The sequence below is a fragment of the Amycolatopsis sp. NPDC049868 genome (assembly GCF_044461365.1).
Taxonomy (GTDB): Bacteria; Actinomycetota; Actinomycetes; order Mycobacteriales; family Pseudonocardiaceae; genus Amycolatopsis.
This window is the reverse complement of record NZ_JBITKV010000017.1, coordinates 129,930-149,960: the sequence shown is the minus strand read 5'-3', so window position 1 is coordinate 149,960 and position 20,031 is coordinate 129,930. Positions and strand designations below refer to the sequence as shown.

Here is a 20,031-nt window from a genome sequence, read left to right as displayed (position 1 = left end):
GAACTACGGTCAAGTAGAGCAGCAAGGCTGCGACAGCGAAAAGCAAAGGCTGCCACAGCCGTTCCGAATAAAAATAGTATGCCAGGACCGCGAGAACCACTCCCCAAGCCCTGAACGGAGTCTTGCGACGACGTCCTGTTGCCACGGATACCTCCCCACATCGATCGTGGCGGTCGCCCATGTGAGGAAACGACCGCCGCTCGAGTGACGGGATGGCACCAGTCGTCCTCCTAATACGACACATGACGTGTCTAAGGGCTGATCCTGAGACTGGTGTTATCACCTGTGAAGCATGCGGGTGACAGAAGCTCAATGTGTATCCAGCCAAATTTGAGGCTGATGACACATGCACAGCGACCATCGACACATGGACCATGTGGCACGACTGCCGCCGACGAGTGCAACAATTAGAGGCTTCTTCTAGCTCAGGTTCGAATAGCCTCGCCCAATCCTCACGAACGGGTGATCCTGGCGTCGCGGGGTTTGTGTCGATCATTCCGGGCACCACCATGACATGGTGGGACAACGCGTCCCCGTGGCCGCACGTGCAGTCCGGCCTCGGGAGCAGTTGATCGCGGCACTGGTGCCCGACAGCACCCAGCGCCGCCCCCAACCTGCCCGATTGCCGACTCTGCCCGAGCCGCGGCTGCCGGTGGAATCAGGCCCTGACCTGCTGATCGGCGCCGTCCGCATCGACCGGACCGGCCGAGTCAACGAACGCCTCCTGCTCCGCGCACTCGGCTGGAACCCAGGCCGACGGCTGGCACTGGACACGCTGCACGGGCTGATCGTGATCGCACCCGAACCCTCCGGCCCGCACGCCATCGATGCCCGCGGAGCTCTCACCCTTCCCGCCGCCGCACGCCACCTGTGCGGGATCGAACCCGACCGGCCCCTCGTGCTCGCTGCCTCCATCCGCGAACAGCTGCTCATCGTCCACCCCGGCACGACCGTCGCCCACCTCCTGACCGGGCACTACCGCGACATAACCGGACTGGATCATGACGCCTGACCCCGCCCAGATCCTCGCCGCCCGCCAGACACTGGCCGAACTGGGCGTCACCCTCGCCGACCTCCAGGACAACCCAGCAGAGGCACCCGGCATCCCCACCCTGGCCGACTACCTCCCCCAGGTCATCGCCGCCGCAGGCCCCGGAGCCGCCCGCACCTACGGCAACTACTGGACACGCATGGCCACAGCCTGGGGCGACCGGCGCCTCGACCAGATCACCGCCACCGACATCGAGGCGATGCAACACGACGCCGCCACCCACGCCCGGACCCGACGCAACACCCGCAACGGGCGCCACGCCAGCGAACACGTCATCGCCGCCGCCCGCGCAATCTTCAACCGCGCCATCGCCGACGACCTCATCCCCGCCGCGGCAAGCCCCGCCCACCGTGTCGCCAAACCCCGCCGTCTCCCCAGCCCACGCCGCGCGCTCACCGCCACTGAACTCGACCACATCAACACCGCCGCCCGTTGTAGTGGCAACGACCCCGTCCTCGACGCACTCCTGCTCCGCCTGCACACCGAAACCGCCTGCCGCCGTGGCGGAGCCCTCGCCCTCCGCCTCACAGACCTCGACACCACCCAATGCCTCGTCCGCCTCGAAGAAAAAGGCGGCACACTCCGCTGGCAACCCATCAGCCCACTGCTCGCCAGCCGTCTCGCCGACCACGCCACCGCCCGCGGCGCACTCGAACCATGCGAGCGCCTGTTGCGCTACCGCGACGGCCGGGCACTCACCAGCCGACGCTACGACCACCTCTGGAAACGCCTCGGCCAGCAACTCCCCTGGATCACCAACCAAGGCATCTCCACCCACTGGCTCCGCCACACCACCCTCACCTGGGTCGAACGCCACTACGGCTACGGCATCGCCCGCGCCTACGCAGGCCACACCGACAACACCGGCCCCGCCACCACCACCTACATCAAAGCCGACCTCCAAACAGTCGCCACCGCACTCGCCGCAATGACCGGACAACCCCACCCACTAGCCCAGCCATAGCAATCATTCGTCGTGGCTTCGTAGCCACGAGGTCGACTTATAACAGACAATCGCTGGTGGCCTCTTGACTCTGCCTGGGCAACCATGTCTCCGTAGGACTGCCTGGACGAACTTCACGCTCAGTGCTCAGGCCGCCCCGCGTCAACATCAACATGCGGCAGGCGTTCACCTCAACTGCCCCTGGAAATTCCCGATTCCGGCGCATGCCTTGCGACATCGGTCCTGACGTCACGATTTGCTCACGTCGGTCACAAAGATGACCTTGGCGGCGATGAACGGTCGACGACAGGAGGTGCCATGACCCGCGCTGCCATGCAGGAGTGCTCAACCAGCACGTGTTCGAACTCAGCCGCGTTCTCGACGCGAACAAAACCGGCGTGGTGCCGCGACTGCATCGGCGAGTTCATCTACAACGCTGGACTTCGAGCCGACGAACCATTCCCCGGGCTTCGAGCGTGGTGGCTCACGACATGCTTGACCTGCGGTGTGCAGGCGCACTACCGGCTCGAGCACATCCTCGACAAGAACCGATCCGGCGAGAAGACCTGCCGCGCTTGCTTTCTTCGGCGCTGGGGTACACGCAACGAGACAAGCCTACTCAGCACCTTTGAACGAGCGATCAACGATCTCCTGCAACACACGCCAGAGCAGATCCTCGAAGCAGTCCCGACCGACACAGTCCGCGACTCCCTGAACTCCAGACGGTGGCCGATGGAACGGCTCACGGCTCATCTCGACGCCCACAACTTCGACCTTGTAAGGATCTTCGACGAAGTCATCACCTCCAGCACTGTAATGGTGACAAAATGCCGTGCCTGCCAGAAGCTCGCCGTCGACCGCGTCTCCGACACTGGGTGGGGATGCACGTGCTCGCGCAACACCCGAGCCTCGGTCCCCAGCACTCCCGCCGCCGCGAAGACCTTCCTTACCGACTCGGAGTCACCAGCCCTCGAGTGGTGGGATCACGATCGGAACGATGAAACGACGCTCAAGGCAGTGACTGTCCGGGCAACTCGGTTGTGTCACTGGATTTGTCCACAGTGTTCCCTTCGTTTCACGGCGAAGGTCAGGGAGATGACTCTAGGACCCTCTTGCCCAGATTGCAGGAGCCGGGAGCAGACCGAATGGCGAGAAACACTGGCGCGCTGGGATGTCACCCCTGTCTCCGAGGTCCCAGAGCTGCTGGCAATGTGGGCAGATGAAGGGTCTCCCCGCGAGGTGATGGTCGGGGACTCGAGGCTTCGACGGTTCCGCTGTGACAGCGGGCACTATCCGCGGATCGCGCCAGGGCGCCTTCTCGACTCGGGCTGTCCACACTGCCGTGGCAAGAAGACCGCCGCAAACAAGAAGTGGCTCGCTGACACCCTTCCCGAGATCGCCGGTCAGTGGCATCCGACCCGAAACGGCAAGCTGACTCCACAGAATGTGGTCTGGGACTCGAAACGGACAGTGTGGTGGCTTGCAAAATGCTGCGGACACGAGTGGCAGGAATCAGTTCGCGATCGCGACAAGTACCAGCGGCTCCGCTGTCCGAAATGCCGCACCATCCTCGGCTCGCTCGCCTGGCAGAGTCCGGACCTCGCTGCCACCTGGAGCCCGGTGAATCCAGTCAGCGCCTGGCACATACGCCCACACGCCACGCTCACCTTTACACCTGAGTGGGTCTGTCCCATCAACCCAGCGCACGTGTGGCAGATGTCGCTGAGCTCGCGTTCGAGCGGCGGCGACTGCCCGGAATGCCGCGAGGCAGGCAAGTCGCGCGTCGAACTGGCCCACTATCAAGCGGCCGTCGACGCATTCGGCCAGGCCCGGTCCGGCGCGATCTTGCGCACTACCGGCCCCGCAGCCCGGTCCTGGACGGCCGACATCAGCGTCGAAGTCGCGGGACGCACAGTGGTGATCGAGTATGACGGGGCGTACTGGCACGCCGACAAATCAGAGGTTGACGAGCGCAAGAGCCGCGACTTCCTCGACGCCGGCTACCCGGTCGTCCGCCTACGCGAGGACGGACTCCCACCCTTGCCCGTGAACCATCCGGAGTACCGGGAGTTCGGCGTCCTTTCGACCGCGCCGCGGCCAGCAGAGGTCATGCAAAAGATCCAAGCATGGCTGGCTGTCGTACTGACTGGTAACGCCTCTCATAGATGACCAACTACTCCGGCTCGATTCAGCTAATCCACCGATAGCCCGCTAGCGCTCCACGAGAGATGATCGCCATGACCAGTCCGGAAGACCAGTCGCCCCTGTCAAACCGCCTAGTCGCCGGATTCGGCTTCGTCGGGTATCGCAGCGCACATAGCGATCTCACCCTCATTGCCCCGATGAGCAAGATCACGCTCTTGGCTGGCCAGAACAACGCGGGGAAGTCGACCATCCTTCGGTTCGCTGAACGGTTCCTCACCGGGCGTCCTGAGGCTCCGGGTACCGACGATGCACCACAAACTCTCCGCGGGGACTCACACCCCCTCGAACTAGCGCTCGCCATCCATTCCGACCACGAGCTCATAACCGGACTCGAGTCAAGCATCAACTACCGAAACAGCAGCTACGACGACTTTCAACGGTTCTTGTCACAGCCAGCCTTTCGCCTCACCGATGACGATCTCATCTGGATCCGATACACGGTGACCAGCGGAGAACTCAAGGGGAGATACGACGTAAGCCATGCTCAAGCAATAGAAGCAACCCGACAAGGCATCGGGCGCGCACTTGGCCACCTCTCCAGCGCACTCACCCAATCCAGCGGCGGACAGGAGGGCGAAGACGCCAAGCGCATAATTCGGCAACACCTCACAGTGCTTAACACCCTCCCGCCAGTATCAGCCATTGATGCTTTCCGCCAGATTCGACCGGATACCGGCGATGGCCAGAACAAGCACGACGGTCGCGGCCTGATCGACAAGCTTCAGCAACTGCAGAACCCACCGTCGTCGAACCGTGCCGCCAAACGGCAGTTCCATGCGATCAACAAGTTCTTACAAGTCGTACTCGACGACGACGCCGTCCAACTAGAAGTTCAACATGATCGCCGTGCGATCAACGTCACCCGCGGCGACACCATGCTCCCCCTAGAACACTACGGAACCGGCGTCCACCAGGTGATCATCCTCGCAGCGGCAGCAACCGTGCTCCGCGACCACCTTGTCTGCATCGAAGAACCTGAGATCCACTTGCACCCGATCCTGCAACGCAAGCTCATCCGCTACTTAACCGACCACACACAGAACCAATATCTCATCGCGACGCACTCAGCTGCAATGCTCGACTACGAACGCGCGAATATTTTCAAAATCAAAGCGACCAGCAATGGCCTCCAAGCTAGCGAAGCTAAATCCTCCGCACAGCTGTGGTCAATCTGCGCCGACCTCGGCTACCGCCCCTCCGACCTGCTGCAAACCAACTCAGTCATCTGGGTCGAAGGGCCAAGCGATCGCATCTACATCAACCATTGGATCCAGCAGCTGGATCCAGAACTCACCGAGGGTATTGACTATTCGATCATGTTCTACGGAGGCAGCCTGGTTTCACATCTGACTGCCGACGATCCTTGGCCTGAGCAGCTCATATCACTACGTCGACTCAATCGTCACCTCGCGATCGTGATCGACTCTGATACCACCTCCGGCGAGCAGGAACTCAACGCGACAAAGCAGCGAATAATCGATGAATTGAACGAACCCGGACAGCCCGGCCTGGCGTGGGCAACCGACGGATACACGATCGAAAGTTACGTTCCTGAGGAGCTGCTACGCGAAGCGGTTAAAGCAGTTCACCCAAGGAAAGAAGTGAACTGGGACGGCGACCCCTGGACGAATCCACTCGGCTCCATAGCCAACCCAGACAAGGTCCGCATCGCTAGGACCATATGTCAGGATTGGAGCCAATCGTCGTGGACCGACAGTCTTCGGAGACGAGTCGGTGATCTAGTCGCGTTCGTCCAAGCGGCAATACAAGACTAAGCTCACCCCGCCCCTTGCCACTGCGGTCCTCACCCTTCGTAGCGTCAGACGCCAGTAATGACGCAAACGTGACGACGGATAACTTCATGCCGCGAATAACTCGTGCCCATTGCCTGCGCAGGCCCCTCAGTAATCCGGCAACGCCGCCCGATCAGGTGAGAGCCAGACACACGCGCGCTCCACCCTAAGCCAGTTCACCACAACGCCACCCGTTCACGCCGATCCACGCAAGAGCGTCAACCACTCAACTGCACTTAGCCGGCAACGGAATCAAGAATTAGAACTCGCACCGACTGAACGGACGAGGACCCCATGTCGACACCCAGAACGCAACGGAATTCGTCTATATCGCAGCAACCGTGGGACATCCCCGGTCGAGGCAGAGCAACGCATCTGCTACAGTACACGCATGACCTCCCAGAAATTGGGGGATCTGCCAAGGATCTGTGATCACGTCCTCGGACACTCTTTTATCCCACGATATTTCGTGGGACAACTTTATATCAACGCCTGGGCGTCGAGCCCGAGGACAGCGACGCCTCGGGGCTACTCTGAAGCTTCGGTACGTCGCTAGAGTTCGGACGTTCTTCGAAAGCAAAGGGCATTTGGCCGGATGAGACTAGCCTGACGACCTTTTGTGCCGCGATTGGCCGGAGTTCTCGGCTTTCATGACCGCAGACCAGCTCCAATCCTTGACAGCGAAGGTCTTCACCGATGTCGCCCGACCTGTGATCGTCGGCCTGTCCACCCTGGGGAGGCAGACCGGCCAATGTCTCCAGAAGGTGATCTTCTCGGGCATAGACATTGCGAGCTGCGTGAGCCGGCCGCGGGGTGGCAGTGGTGTAACCGTGACGACATCGATACCCGCACGCCTATGAACCCAATGCGCGTCCATCCGACGGCCACACACCCTGCAGGCCACCAGTCCTGCCAGCGCATATTTGCGCGTGCCGCCGTCTTGGTCCGCCGGTCGGCGCGTATCCGCTGAACAGCAACGAACACGGCATCGTCGACCAAAGGAGCGTGGGCCAGGTGCTCGGACACCTTCCACGCTCGCACCGTATTCCGGCGCACGACCCCCGAACCTCGCCCGCCACGGCGTCCACCGGCACCGTAGCCCGTCGTGGTTTGACGGTTCCACACCTGGCGTCCGGTGTACCGCGGATTCCGACCGTCCGCACGATCCATCCCGCTCCCAGCCGGTGTGAGTTCCGCGCCGGATCAGCGCTCGATGGACAGGGAACGCCCTGGTCATTCAGCTCGCGCACCAGAGACGCCACAGACCGGCCCCGAGCCCGCTCGGCGAACATCCACCGCACCCATGGCGCGGTACCCGGATCCGGCTCCAGCACGTGCAGCCGCCAGCCCCCACCGCGCATGAATAGCGTTCGGATGGCGCCCGCCATCGGCCAACCGATACCCATACGGTGGGCGCCCACCCAGAAAACGACCCTGTAACCGTGTCTGGGTACTCATCGCCGCCAACACCCGATGACGAGCCCGCGCCACCTCCCGCTGCGCGTGCCCACCCAGCAACGTCACCAACGCCAGGTGAACCGGACTGTCCAACTCCACCGGACCACCAGACCTAGCGGCGAACCACGGCGACGAGCAGCCACAGCCTGCACAAACTCCGCCCCACTCAACGTGCCCATCCCGACCCCTTCCACCTGCCCCAAGCCGGGACCGCACCGCGTCCTGCCCCATGACGAAAGCCAGCAGTGCACCGCCCAAACAGACCGACGACAGCGACTCAGCCCCAGGGATGCCCTTGCGGAGCGGTTAGGACCAGACAACGCCACCCGGCCTCCCGGATGGGTGCCCTGCTCTCCGAGCACGCTCGCGACCTAGTTCGCAGGGGCGTTCAACCAAGGCATGGGTGAACCGGACGTCACTGAGAACGGCTGACGCTCAAGCCTTCGCGATTTCTTCGGTCAGGTCGAACTCACCGTCGATGACGCCCGCGACGAACTCGCGCCACACCGAGGGGGTGAAGACCAGGACGCTGTCCGGATCCGTCGACACCCGCATGGCGGTGTAGGTGACGCCGTCGGTGTGCCCGATGAAGGCGTACTCGATGCAGTCGTCGACGGTCGCGCCCTTCGGCTCAGCCCGGATCCATTCCGCCTTTGTGAAGTCAAGATGCTGCCGGATATCGGCCCTGTCGTCGACCGACTGCTCACTCATTACCGCAGCATAGAACTCGCATGCATCGACGGGCGAGGGCGGCGACGACGGTTGGGGACCTTGGCGTACAGAACCCGCCGAGATGACTGTCCAGGCAGCGAACGAGTTGAAGAGAACATAGACGAACAACAACCCTGCCGAGGCCGCCGAGCCGGCTTCACCCTCACCTAGCCCAATGACAAGCGAGCACATGCAGCCAGAATGATCGCTTCACAGGAACCGATTGCCACGGCGGCCACGTTCCAAGGACCTTGGCCGGTTACAACTAGGCTCTTTATTGCTCGGCGTTGCGTCCCACGCCCCTCCAAGCCGCTGAGCCATTCGAGTGATCGACAGGCACTGGTGGAACGGGCGCAGCGTACCCGGCGATCACCAGCCGTAGCGCACCTAGACTCGTGTGCTCTCTCGGAGGGAGGCGGTGTGGGGCAGATCGTTTGCGTGCACGGCATCGGGCAGCAGGTTGCCGGGGAGCAGACGCTGCTGCGTGACTGGACGCCAGCTATCTTGGACGGGTTAACTCGCGCTGGCCATGCGGGCGCCGCCACCGCGGACGACGTGGTGATGGGCTTCTACGGGGATCTGTTCCGCCCGGTAGGGGAACGGTTAGCCGTCGGCGACCCGATGTTCACCGTCGACGACGTCGCTCTCGGTCTGGAAGAGGACCTGCTCCTGGCGTGGTGGCGGGAGGCGGCGCGGGTGGATCCGAAGGTGGCACCACCGGACGCGGACACGCTGCTGCGGGCGCCAGGATCGGTTCAGGCGGCGCTGCGACAGTTGTCTCGGTCCCGGTTTTTCGGCGGTCTGGCGCTGCGGGCGATGGTATCCGACCTCAAGCAGGTCCGCCTCTACCTGCAGGACCAGCAGCTGCGCGAGGCAGCTCGGGCGGCAGTGGGCAAGCTGATCACGGAGGAGACCCGGGTGGTGTTGGCTCACTCCCTCGGATCGGTGGTGGCGTATGAGCTCCTGGCGGCGATGCCGGGCCATTCAGTGCGGGCGCTGGTGACATTGGGATCGCCGCTGGGCATCGAGAAGCTGATCTTCGATCGATTGGATCCGGCCCCCATCAGCGGGCTCGGCGCCTGGCCCGGTTCTGAGGACCTGGCGTGGACGAACGTGGTCGACTGCGGTGACGTCGTCGCGCTCGAGAAAGACCTCCGCCCGCGATTCGGGCCACGAGTGATCAACATGGTTGTGCACAACGGTGTCCACGCCCATGCCGTCGGCGCATACCTGACAGACGAGCTCACCGGGGCGGCGATCGCGGGAGGCTTGTATGCCTATTGATCCAGAGGAGCCGCGCCGGTATTTGCTTGCAGCAGCGGTCGCGCACTACCCGAAGGCACCCCAGTGGGACCGGACCGAACTCGTCGAGGCCCGTGAGCAGATCATCCGCCTGTTCACCGATGACCTCGGTTACAAGCACATCAGCTCCCTCGGACTCGACCCGCACAAGGACCAGCTGACCGCAATGCTGCGGGATTTCTGCTTGGACGCGGCGCGGCGACCCGACGACATCGTCGCCGTCTACATCGGTGGACACGGCGAAGTCCTCGACGAGACCCACGAGCATCTGCTCCTGACCTCCGAGACCAACCCGAACGACGTCGCCGGCGCACTACCGACTGCTGACCTGGCACGCGCCATGTTGCTCAGGACTCGGGTCCGACGGGTGCTGCTGATGCTGGACACCTGCTACTCGGGCCACGGCGTCGCCGAACTCACCGCCGCCGCGATCACTACGATGACCCGCACCTGGGGTGACGACCACGGGGCGGGCCTGGCCGTCATCACTTCCGCGCAGCCGACCGAGCAGGCCGGAGCCGGCGCATTCCCACGGCTGCTGCGCGAAGCGGTCCGCGCCTTGCCTACCGCTGGATACAACCCCGCGACCCTGCCACTGGACTCGCTCGTGAAGTTGATGAACACCAGCGTAGCCAAACCCGGTTACCAGACGATCGGGCACAGCATCACCGGACTCACCGGCGAGGTACCACCATTCCTACCCAACCCACGCCACGACCCGCGCATGACCGAGATCGATCTCGCCCTCCAGCACGCCAGCGAATTCGAGGTCCAAGCCGAACGACGTGACACCGAACTCCGTACTCGGTTGTTGGTCCGCGCCATGGGCGGCACCAGCAATGGCACCGGCGGCTGGTGGTTCACCGGTCGCCACACTGCACTGCTGGACATCACCGCTTGGCTACACCACCCTGACGCTGCCCGGCCACTGCAGGTAGTCACTGGCAATCCGGGATCGGGCAAGACTGCTGTTCTCGGTCTCATCGCCGCCCTCACCCATCCTGACCGGCGCGCCACTGTTCCCCTGGGCGGCCTCGGCCTTCCGGCCGCGGCTGTACCCGACATGGACGCGGTGGACGTGGCGATCTACGCTCAAGGCCTCACCAGCGAAGAGATGCTCTCTGGTATCGCCGCCGCCGTGCAGTCCAATGCCAGCACCCCCGGCCAGCTTTTGGAAGAACTCGATGACCGCAGCACACCGTTGACCGTGCTCATCGACGCTCTCGACGAAGCTACTGATCCCGACCATCTCGTCCGCCGCCTGCTACGGCCCCTGGCAGATCACGCAGCCGGACGACTGCGACTGCTCGTCGGCACCCGAGACTTTCTACTCGAGCGCCTGGGCTTTAGCCGTGAGGACACGGTCGATCTAGATGCCGATCGCTACGCCGACCTCGCAGCGCTCACCACGTACGTCGGCCGTGGTTTGTTGGATACCAGCGCGCACAGCCCTTACCGCAATGCGCCACCGTCGCTGCTCCGCGCTGTCGCGGACGCCGTTGCTGAAGCAGCGCACCCTTCATTCCTGGTCGCCCGAATCACCAGCGCCACCCTCGCCGCCCACGTACGGGTCGCCGACCCAAATGATCCGGCCTGGCGCCGAACCCTTCCCAGGCTGCCTGGCGAGGCGATGCGTCACGACCTCGAAGTCCGACTCGGGCACAACGCTGCCCGCGTCAGCGACTTGCTCCGCCCCCTCGCTTACGCCGAAGGCCAGGGCCTGCCTTGGGAAGACATCTGGGCCGCCGTGGCCTGCCGCGCCTCCGGTACTTCCTATACCGACGAGGACTTGCTGTGGCTACGCAAGCACGCAGGCTCCTATGTCGTCGAAGCCATCGAAGATGGCCGTTCCACCTACCGGCTCTACCATCATGCCTTGGCCGACCACCTCCGTGAGCATGCTGACGAGACTGCGATGCACGAAGCCATCACCGAGGTGCTACTGAGTCGGGTGCCGCGCATATTTGGGGGCTGCCGCGACTGGACCCGCGCCCACCCGTATGCGTTGCGACACCTCGCCACCCACGCTGCTCTCGCAGGTCAAATCGACAACCTGGTGGCCGACGCTGAGTACCTTGTGTACGCCGAGCCCGCTGCGCTCCTTCTGGCCCTGCATCGCACAAACACGGAACCGGGTATCCTCGCCGCCGCGGTCTACCGCTGCTCGATCGATAGCCACCGACATTTACCGCCCCGTCGTCGGCGCCAAGTCCTTGCTACCGATGCTGCGCGCTTCCGTGTTTCACGCCTCCACCAGGAGCTGTCAGCATCACTGGAGTGGCGACCACGCTGGACCACTGGACGGCACGCTGCTCACATCGTTCACGCAATCTTCACCGGCCACACCAACTCGATAATGGCGGCAGCTTGCACCACGCTCGGGGGACGCGCAGTCGCTGTCACGGTCAGCGAGGACAACACCGCTCGGGTCTGGGACCTCGCCACTAGCGAAGAAATCACCACCTTCACCGGCCACACCGACTCACTGCGAGCGGTAGCCTGCACCACGCTCGGGGGACGCGCAGTCGCTGTCACGGTCAGCGAGGACAACACCGCTCGGGTCTGGGACCTCGCCACTAGCGAAGAAATCACCACCTTCACCGGCCACACCGACTCACTGCGAGCGGTAGCCTGCACCACGCTCAAAGGACGCCCGATCGCCGTGACGGCCGGTAACAACGCGACCGCTCGGGTCTGGGACCTCGCCACCGGCGAGGAGCTTCTTGCATTAACCGGCCACACGAGCTCTGTGCAAGCGGTGGCTTGCGCCACGCTCAAGGGACGCCCGATCGCCGTCACCGCCGGCGCTGCCGCTCGGGTCTGGGACCTCGCCACTGGCGAGGAAATCACCACCTTCACCGGCCACACCGACTGGCTGGAGGCGGTGGCCTGCACCACGCTCGATGACCGGCCGGTCGCCGTCACCGCCAGCAACGACAACACTGCACGCGTCTGGGACCTCGCCACTGCCGAAGAAATCACCACCTTCACCGGCCACACCGACTCACTGCGAGCGGTGGCCTGCACCACGCTCGACGGCCGGCCGGTCGCCGTCACCACTGGCCGCGACAAGACTGCTCGGGTCTGGGACCTCGCCACTGCCGAGGAAATCACCACCTTCACCGGCCACACCAGCTCCGTGCGGGCGGTATCTTGCTCCACCCTTGAAGGCCACCCGATAGCCGTCACGGCGGGCATCGACGAGACGTCACGGGTTTGGCGTCTCTTTGCCAGCGTGGGTGATTCACCCGCAGCGCTAGGTCACTCCGCCAGAATCGCCGCCGGGGCGAGCACGACCGTCGGGGGCCGCTCGGTCGCCATCACCGTCAGCGACGACACAACGGCGCGGGTGTGGGACCTCGCCACTGGCAAAGAAATCACCACCTTCACCGGCCACACCGACTCGCTGCGGGCGGTGGCCTGCACCACGCTCGACGGCCGGCCGGTCGCCGTCACCGCCAGCAACGACAAGACCGCTCGGGTCTGGGACCTCGCCACTGCCGAAGAAATCACCACCTTCACCGGCCACACCAGCTCCGTGCGGGCGGTGGCCTGTGCCACGATCGAGGGCCGCGCAATCGCCGTCACCGCCGGCACACCTGTCGCGCGGGCCTGGGACCTCGCCACTGGCGAGGAAATCACTACCTTCACCGGCCACACCGGCTGGCCTGAAGCGGTGGCCTGTGCCACGATCGAGGGCCGCGCAGTCGCTGTCACCGCCAGCAACGACAACACTGCACGCGTCTGGGACCTCGCCACTGGTGAAGAAATCACCACCTTAACCGGCCACACCAAATCCGTCGAGGCAGTAGCCTGTGCCACGATCGAGGGCCGCGCAGTCGCTGTCACCGCCAGCAACGACAACACTGCACGCGTCTGGGACCTCGCCACCGGTGAAGAACTAAACGCCTTCGACTTCCGCGATATCGGAGCTGTCGCGCTTAGCACCGGCGGCGCGCTCATGATTACGACAGGATGGGACGTACTTGTATTTAACCGCACTGCGAGGCGCTGACTCGCCCTCGCCAGCAGAGCCGTTTCCATGACAGCAACGTCGCTCACTCTAAATTTTGAGACAACAGCGCATTGCCTCATAAATCGTCACGTACCGAAGATACTCCCTTCGTTTAGCGAATTGAGCACGAAACCTCCGCAAACGAGAGTCATTTCGACCCAACGATGGCTCTATGGAAAGCTTAGGCTCATGCCTTCGAAGGCCCCTGGTGACCGATGTGCACAGAAGGTCGGCCACTAACCTCAGTGCGGCTTCTCGTCGTGGCGCGAACGAATGCAGCGCCAACCGGCCAATCTTGAGCCAGTCCCAGCGCGATGTAAGGCGCGACGGCTGCCGGTTCACGTTCGATCAGGGCCCCGTCAACCCGGGCGGTCGACCATGTCGGCAAGACTGGCGCAGGGAGCGCCCCTTGACGAGGGCTCATCCACAGGGCGGGATTCTTCTTAGTCCAGGTCCATGGCGCAGGGTTGTCCACGGTGAGAACTCCGCTGACGATCGAATGCTCGTCGTCTCGTCCTGGCTTCCAGTAACCATCTGCTTGTCGTTCGAACGTCGGTATGCCTGCGCGATCGGCACGTTCGATCGTGCTGCCGTACAGAGATGCCTCAATGTCGTCGTCCTCGACGAACGCCCCCGCACAACCAACGGCAACGACGTAAGGGATTCCAAACCTGCCGTACTTCCCGCCTTTCCTCTTGACCGCGTCGAGCACCGGCGAAGTGTCGACTCGGAAGAAGCTCATCGCTGGGTAGATGCTGATGATCCGCCCGCTGCGTGAGCGCTTGGCGCGCGGGATGGCGCCGAAAGTGACCGACCATCCCGCTTCACGCCAGGTGTACCGCGGCGCTCGTTGGCGCTCGCCTCCTGCGGCGACTTTGCCGTAGTCCAGTTCGGACAAGAACTGGCCCAGCTCGGACTTCAATCGCTTCTGCGGCGGAAGAGCCGGCCCGACTCTGTCGATCGCCATGGACAAGACGAAGTCAGGACTCTGGATATTCTTCTCGATCGCGTCACGTAACTGAGCAGCTAGTTTGCCGTGCCGCGGGTCACCGATACGTTCAGCCGTCCAGATCGCCTCGACGACGAACTGCTCGTCTCCTCGGGAGACAAGGAAGTCCGGTTTCCGTCCTCGAGTGCCGACTTGCTGCTCGATCTCCACCGAGTACCCAGATCCGAGCAGCATCTCGTGCAGATACAGCTCCCACAGCGCGGAGTAGACGTTCGAATCGGCGTTGCGGTCCAGTAGGCGACTACGCAACCCTGGCCGCGAGTTGGCTGGCAGGTGAGAGCACCATTCGTTGATCACGTGGCGAACCTGGTCCCAGTACGATCCTGCGACCCGATCAAGGAACCCGGCCTGGGCCTCCATGGCTCCTTGAGGTGAGCCGTCAGTCCTGAGCCAGTCTGTGTAGACCGTCATGAGCTCGTCCTTGATCTCTAATTCTGCGAGAACTTGTACCAGTGCCGCGCGGCCCCTGGCCGGGAACGCAGGCGCGTCAGTCGTCATCGCCAGCAGCGCGCCGACGTAGGTAGTCGGCGTAGTCAGCTCGAAGGATGGCGCGACAGCGAGGGCGTTTGCCGGCGTTGATGTCGCGCACATACTGGCCGAGCCGCTGCGGGTTCTTGCCTGACCAGCCGTTGGCCAGCGACCAGCCTTCGATAGCCTCGGCGTCCATGGCAATGCCGGCGTCGCGAAGGGCGAGCAGGGTGCCCACCACCTGGTCCTTCTCGAACCCCGCCGAGATCGTGTTGTTGTGGTTCACCGTGCGGGTGATGCTCTTTAGAGCCTCGAGTACGACGCCATCCAGCTCAGGAGTCAACTCCATCCATGGCGAGTCGTCGCCAAGGATGGTGGGCCGGACCGCCGTAACCCAGGGCCTGATCGCGTCAGCGTTCCAGGTGACGACGCAGAGGGCTCGGACGTGATAGCCGCCAGCTTGGATCAGCTGACCAAGGTCGGCCATATCCGGCCAGGCCATCAAGACCGGGCCGGTACCTCGGACATATCCACCGCCGCGTCCCGTCACGTGCTTGACGTTCCGATACCGGGCTACGAACTGTTCTAGCCGATCACAGTTGCGCAGATTTGACTTCAGGTGAGTCCAACCAGTGAGGATGTCGTCGTCTTGCAAGTGGTCACAGGACCAGTCGATGGCCGCGTCCAGGCCTTCGACGTCGTAGCTGGCCACTGCCGTCGGGTAGTCCACTGAGCAGTCGAACATCTGCGGTCCTCGCTTTCGCCTGCCCCATGGTACGAGCTCGCACCGACAGAACTGGTGGTCACGCACGGCCCCTCGCGCCATACTCTGGTGGCCGCGGTCCTCCACCAGCCGAGCGTCAAGCCCCGCGACATCGAGCCGGAAAGGGCTCCGATCGGTCACAGTGCCACAGTCAGAACTCATCCACGTCCCGGTTGCCGCCTACCTGCGATGATTCGTGCACCGTTGTAACGCCGCGGAGCGGACTTTGCGACTAACTGTGCATGTCGCTCATTCCTGAGGCCATCCCCATGGTGTGTGCCCACTGCTCGAAGTCAGTCCTGGGTCAGACCGAAGGAAGCCACCAAGGCTACGACCCGGAGCACGGACCGCCGCTGCTGAGCTTGTTGATCAGCTGCACCAGCTGCGGACAGTCCAGCTTGTTTCTATCCGAAGACTACGGTGGTGGCTGGGACGAACCAACTCGCGTCTGGCCGGCACCCGGACGGCGGCTCGGGCTCTCGGTTCCGCGAGAACTCCGCGACGAACACGAACAGGCGCGGTTGTGCTTCGAAGCCAAGGCATATACCGCTGCCGGCGTGATGGTCCGCCGGACCCTCGAAGGTGTGTGCGCAGTTAAGGGAACCAAGAAGCGAAACTTGTTCGAGGGCCTTCGAGAGATGAAGGAATCCGGAGCGATCGATGAGCGCCTGTTCGACTGGGCACAAGCCTTGCGGATCTTGGGCAACCAAGGCGCACACTACACCGGAACGCAGATCTCACGAGAAGATGCCGAGGACGCATTAGATCTCTGCGAGGCCCTATTGGACTACATGTTTGAGCTGACCGCGAAATTCACTGCGTTTCAACAACGACGCAAGACGCCCATGGCCACCGAAGACAAGCAGTGACAGGCCCTCCGCGGCTGCTGAGTGGAGCAACGGTCTCGAGGTCATGTATCGTCCACACATGACCTCCCAGAAATTAGGAGATCTGCCACGGATTTGTGACCGCGTCCCCCCTCGGACACACACGTTATCCACACGTGGAGAGGCGGTCACTACGACCGCCTCTTTTTTGTTGTCATAGAGCACTTGCAGCCCGAGATCCCGGTAGACCTGCGTGATGCGGTCCGGGTTCCGCGAGTTGAGTGCCCGCTCGACATCACCCAGCGAGTCCAGCATTGCGTACACCTCCGCCGCGTCGATCGTGGCGGACTCAGGCAGGTTCTCCAGCTCCTCTCGTGCCGCCTGGCGCTCCGCCTGAGCAAGGTTCATCGCGTCCACGAGCGCTGCCGGATCCACGCCAGCCTCGATCGCCGCCTGATGACGCCGCAGCCGTGCCTCTGCGGCCTTCAACCGCTTCTCGACGGTCTCGCGTCCCGTTCCCGACCCACCCGGCTGGGCTCCGGCCATCGCGGCCACGGTCTCGTCGCGGTTGTCCGGGTCGAAGACCTGGCAAAGCCAGGCATTGAGCGGTGGGATCACGACGTCCTCGCGAAGGTTCACCGTCTTCGGATGATCGGCCAGCACCGGCGACCCCGGCGCCATCGTCCGCGCGATGCACCGGTAGTAGATGCCCTTACGAATCACCGCACCCTGCATCCTCCGAGCGCAGATGTCACAGCGCACTAGCCCTTTCAGCAGGTACGTGTGCTTGGCGGCGGGCCGCTCGCGCTCCAGCTTCGCGATACCGCGCAGTCCGCCAGCAGCCCGTGACCTGCGCATGAGCTGGGCCTGCGTGAAGTCCTCCACCGAAACGATCTTCGGATGCGCCGGCTGCCGTGAGCGCACGATGCGGTCAGGTGCCGCACGCCGGAACCGGACCACATGGCCAGCGCCTACGTCGTCAGGGTTCAGGAGCGTCTCATGCTTCGCCCATCGACCGAAGATGGCGTACCCGGTGTAGCGCGGGTTCTCCAGAATCGATCGCGTCGTGCTGCCCTGCCATCCGTCGGCGAGCCGATGCCGGTTCTGCTCCGGCCGCCGAGCGGAAGGGCACGGGATCCCATCGAGATTGAGCCCGTTCGCGATCGCTCGGTCGCCCTTCCCGTCGAGGTACTCGGCGAAGATCCGCCGCACGACCTCGGCAGCAGGCTCGTCGATCGCGAGCACCCGTAGACGGAACCCCTCCGCAGCCTTCCTCGGGTTCGGATGAGGTCCGCCGTCTACGACCACGTAGCCGTACGGCGTGCGGCCGCCCTGGTGCCGTCCCTCGTTGAGGACCTGCGCGTCCATCGCTGCCCTCACCCGAGCCTGAACGTGCTGCCGCTCCGACTCGCTCATGCCGCCTAGCACGCTCATCAGCATCTTGTGCGAAGGGTTCCGCGGATCAAACCGCCCGCCGAGCTCCGGCACCCACAGCTCCACCCCCATAGGCGGCGAACCGCGGGGCGATTAGCGAGAACTGGTTGCCAAACCAGCATCGGGTGCCCTCGCCGACGACCAGGGCGTTCCACATCCGGCGCGGATTCTTCAGCTCGGCGAGCAACCGGGATGCCTCGGTCCTGCGCTCCCAAGGCACTGAGCGCGACTGCCCGATGTCGAAGTACTCCGCCAGATCCGGCCGCCGAGCGGCTCGACGAACCGACCTGCGCAACCGTGGCGTGAAAGACATCCTGATCGCCTGCTGCGACGGCCTGCCCGGCGCGATCCGCGGCGCGTTCCCCGACACCGTGGTCCAAACCTGCGTCGTACACGTGATCTCCTACGGCGACCGGAAAAAGTCGCCGCCGCCATGCGGGACATCTACACCGCACCGACACTCGAAGCGGCCGAGATCGCACTCACCCAGTTCGACAAAGATTTCGGCAAACAATACTCCGCCGCGATCCAGTTCTGGCGACACGCCTGGAACGACTTCACGCCATTTCTCGACTACCCACCCGAACTCCGCCGGATCGTCTACACGACAAACCTCATCGAGAACATCAACTTCCAACTCCGGAAAATTACCACGAACTGCGGCCATCTCGACAGCGACACCGCCGCGATACCTCGGACTCCGCAACATCACCAGCAACCGAGGCGGACCATCGGGAACCGGAACCCGAGGCTGGAAACAAGCACTAACCGACTACCACTCCACTGGAATCAGCAAGAAATCATCCGTGGCTTACACGGAAACCATGACAGGACCCCACCCTACCCCTACCGCTTAAGCATCAACGGAAAACTCTCCAACCCCCGAAAGCTCACATTCCCCCGCCAGCGCAACTCCCCCTCATTCACCATCTCAATCCCCCGATACCTCCCCAGGAATTCCCGCAACACCGTCGCCGCTTCCATCTTCCCCAGCGCCGCGCCCAAGCAATAATGCGGCCCACCACTAAACGCCAGATTCTTCACCGCGCCCCGAGTGACATCCAACCGATCCGGTTCCGGATACCGCTCCGGGTCCCGACAAGCCGCACCGAACAACAACATCACCTTGGACCCCGCCGGCAACACCGCCTCGCCAAGCCCCACCGGCTCGTCCAGCAGCCGCGACAAGATCTGCACCGGAGCGTCGTACCTCGTCAGCTCATCCATCGCACCGGGGATCAAGTCCGGATTCGACCGCAGCAGCTTCAACTGGTCCGGGTGGCGCAAGAGCGCGAGCAACCCGTTCCCGATCAGGTTCACCGTAGTCTCATGACCGGCCACGAACAGAAACAGGATGTTCGCAATGATCTCGTGGTCAGTCAGGCGTACGCCGTCCACCTCAGCGTGGGCCAGCAGCGACAGAATGTCCTCCCGGGGTTCGGCCCGGCGCCGGTCCAGCTCCTCCTTGACGTACTCCCGGAACTCCGTCTCCGCCCGGTTCATCTCCGCCGAGTCCTCGACGGTGATCGCCGGGTCGATCACCCGGCTGATCTGTTCGGTCCACAGGCGGAACTGGTCCCGATGCTCCGTCGGGAGACCCAGCAAATCGCAGGTGACCGTAACCGGCAGCGGCAAGGCCAGGTCGGCGATCAAGTCTGTGGGCCCCTCGCCGACGGCGTCGAGGAGGCGGTTGGTCTCCGCCGCCACCCTCGGGCGGAGGCGGTCTACCGAGGCGCGGGTGAAGACTTTCCCGATCACCGCGCGGATCCGCCGGTGCGCGGGGCCGTCCAGCATCAGCATCCAGCTTCGCACGCTGGTCACCAGCGGGCTGTCCGGGCCGCCCCGCCGTTCGGTCCAGCTCTGGCTCCGGTAGAACTCGCTGGACACGCCGGACGCGGACAGCACGGCATTCACGTCGGCGTAGCGCGAGAGCACCCAGAACCCGAAGTCCGACTGGTGTACGGGATCGGTCTCCCGCAGCTTCCGGTACACCGGGTACGGATCGGTGCGCACCGCGGGGTCACGGGGGTCGAACAGTGTGCTCATCTCGTC

12 protein-coding genes and 2 pseudogenes are annotated in these 20,031 nt (G+C 63.7%); 8 read left to right on the top strand and 6 right to left on the bottom strand.

Annotation, left to right across the window (positions count from 1 at the left end; genetic code table 11):
* Positions 1-535: 535 nt before the first annotated feature.
* The 4 genes from ACIBTM_RS41335 to ACIBTM_RS41320 all read left to right on the top strand — a co-directional run bounded on the left by ACIBTM_RS41335 (position 536) and on the right by ACIBTM_RS41320 (position 5,974).
* Positions 536-1,012 carry a hypothetical protein gene (locus tag ACIBTM_RS41335; RefSeq protein WP_395882588.1) on the top strand — a complete coding sequence of 159 codons (477 nt, stop codon included), beginning with the start codon at positions 536-538 and terminating at the stop codon, positions 1,010-1,012.
* Positions 1,002-2,015 (top strand): tyrosine-type recombinase/integrase, encoded by a 1,014-nt coding sequence (locus tag ACIBTM_RS41330; RefSeq protein ID WP_395882587.1) that lies wholly within the window; start codon positions 1,002-1,004, stop codon positions 2,013-2,015. The genes ACIBTM_RS41335 and ACIBTM_RS41330 overlap by 11 nt, the downstream gene beginning before the upstream one ends.
* Positions 2,016-2,312: 297 nt before the next feature.
* Positions 2,313-4,163 (top strand): zinc-ribbon domain-containing protein, encoded by a 1,851-nt coding sequence (locus tag ACIBTM_RS41325; RefSeq protein ID WP_395882586.1) that lies wholly within the window; start codon positions 2,313-2,315, stop codon positions 4,161-4,163.
* Positions 4,164-4,231: 68 nt separating this feature from the next.
* Complete coding sequence (locus ACIBTM_RS41320) at positions 4,232-5,974, top strand: AAA family ATPase (RefSeq protein WP_395882585.1); 1,743 nt, start codon at positions 4,232-4,234, stop codon at positions 5,972-5,974.
* A gap of 708 nt (positions 5,975-6,682) precedes the next feature.
* Here the strand turns inward: ACIBTM_RS41320 and ACIBTM_RS41315 are convergent.
* A pseudogene (locus ACIBTM_RS41315) lies at positions 6,683-7,284 on the bottom strand (recombinase family protein).
* Between the two features lie 601 nt (positions 7,285-7,885).
* A complete protein-coding gene (locus tag ACIBTM_RS41310; RefSeq protein WP_125737599.1) occupies positions 7,886-8,161 on the bottom strand; it encodes a DUF397 domain-containing protein in 276 nt (91 codons plus the stop codon).
* Between the two features lie 420 nt (positions 8,162-8,581).
* On the opposite strand from ACIBTM_RS41310, the gene ACIBTM_RS41305 reads away from it, so the two are divergent.
* Together ACIBTM_RS41305 and ACIBTM_RS41300 are read left to right on the top strand one after the other, a co-directional pair.
* Positions 8,582-9,445, top strand: coding sequence for a hypothetical protein (locus ACIBTM_RS41305; RefSeq protein WP_395882584.1), 864 nt, complete (start codon positions 8,582-8,584; stop codon positions 9,443-9,445).
* The gene (locus ACIBTM_RS41300; RefSeq protein WP_395882582.1) at positions 9,435-13,478 is read left to right on the top strand and encodes a hypothetical protein; all 4,044 of its coding nucleotides are present in this window, start codon (positions 9,435-9,437) and stop codon (positions 13,476-13,478) included. The genes ACIBTM_RS41305 and ACIBTM_RS41300 overlap by 11 nt, the downstream gene beginning before the upstream one ends.
* 187 nt (positions 13,479-13,665) lie before the next feature.
* Here ACIBTM_RS41300 and ACIBTM_RS41295 read toward each other — a convergent pair whose 3' ends face one another.
* Together ACIBTM_RS41295 and ACIBTM_RS41290 are read right to left on the bottom strand one after the other, a co-directional pair.
* Positions 13,666-14,985 carry a hypothetical protein gene (locus ACIBTM_RS41295; protein WP_395882581.1) on the bottom strand — a complete coding sequence of 440 codons (1,320 nt, stop codon included), beginning with the start codon at positions 14,983-14,985 and terminating at the stop codon, positions 13,666-13,668.
* Positions 14,975-15,667: a hypothetical protein gene (locus ACIBTM_RS41290; RefSeq protein WP_395882580.1), complete on the bottom strand. Its 693-nt coding sequence runs from the start codon at positions 15,665-15,667 to the stop codon at positions 14,975-14,977. The genes ACIBTM_RS41295 and ACIBTM_RS41290 overlap by 11 nt, the downstream gene beginning before the upstream one ends.
* A 293-nt stretch (positions 15,668-15,960) precedes the next feature.
* Here ACIBTM_RS41290 and ACIBTM_RS41285 point away from each other — a divergent pair, with 293 nt between their 5' ends.
* A complete protein-coding gene (locus ACIBTM_RS41285; RefSeq protein ID WP_395882579.1) occupies positions 15,961-16,587 on the top strand; it encodes a DUF4145 domain-containing protein in 627 nt (208 codons plus the stop codon).
* Here ACIBTM_RS41285 and ACIBTM_RS41280 read toward each other — a convergent pair.
* Positions 16,498-18,051 (bottom strand): recombinase family protein, encoded by a 1,554-nt coding sequence (locus ACIBTM_RS41280; protein WP_395882578.1) that lies wholly within the window; start codon positions 18,049-18,051, stop codon positions 16,498-16,500. The genes ACIBTM_RS41285 and ACIBTM_RS41280 overlap by 90 nt on opposite strands.
* 212 nt (positions 18,052-18,263) lie before the next feature.
* Between ACIBTM_RS41280 and ACIBTM_RS41275 the strand changes: the two are divergent.
* Positions 18,264-18,670 (top strand): annotated as a pseudogene (locus tag ACIBTM_RS41275) (transposase); the annotation flags it as partial.
* A gap of 155 nt (positions 18,671-18,825) precedes the next feature.
* Here ACIBTM_RS41275 and ACIBTM_RS41270 read toward each other — a convergent pair.
* On the bottom strand, positions 18,826-20,025 hold the full coding sequence (locus tag ACIBTM_RS41270; RefSeq protein WP_395882577.1) for a cytochrome P450: 1,200 nt from the start codon (positions 20,023-20,025) through the stop codon (positions 18,826-18,828).
* Positions 20,026-20,031 lie beyond the last annotated feature (6 nt).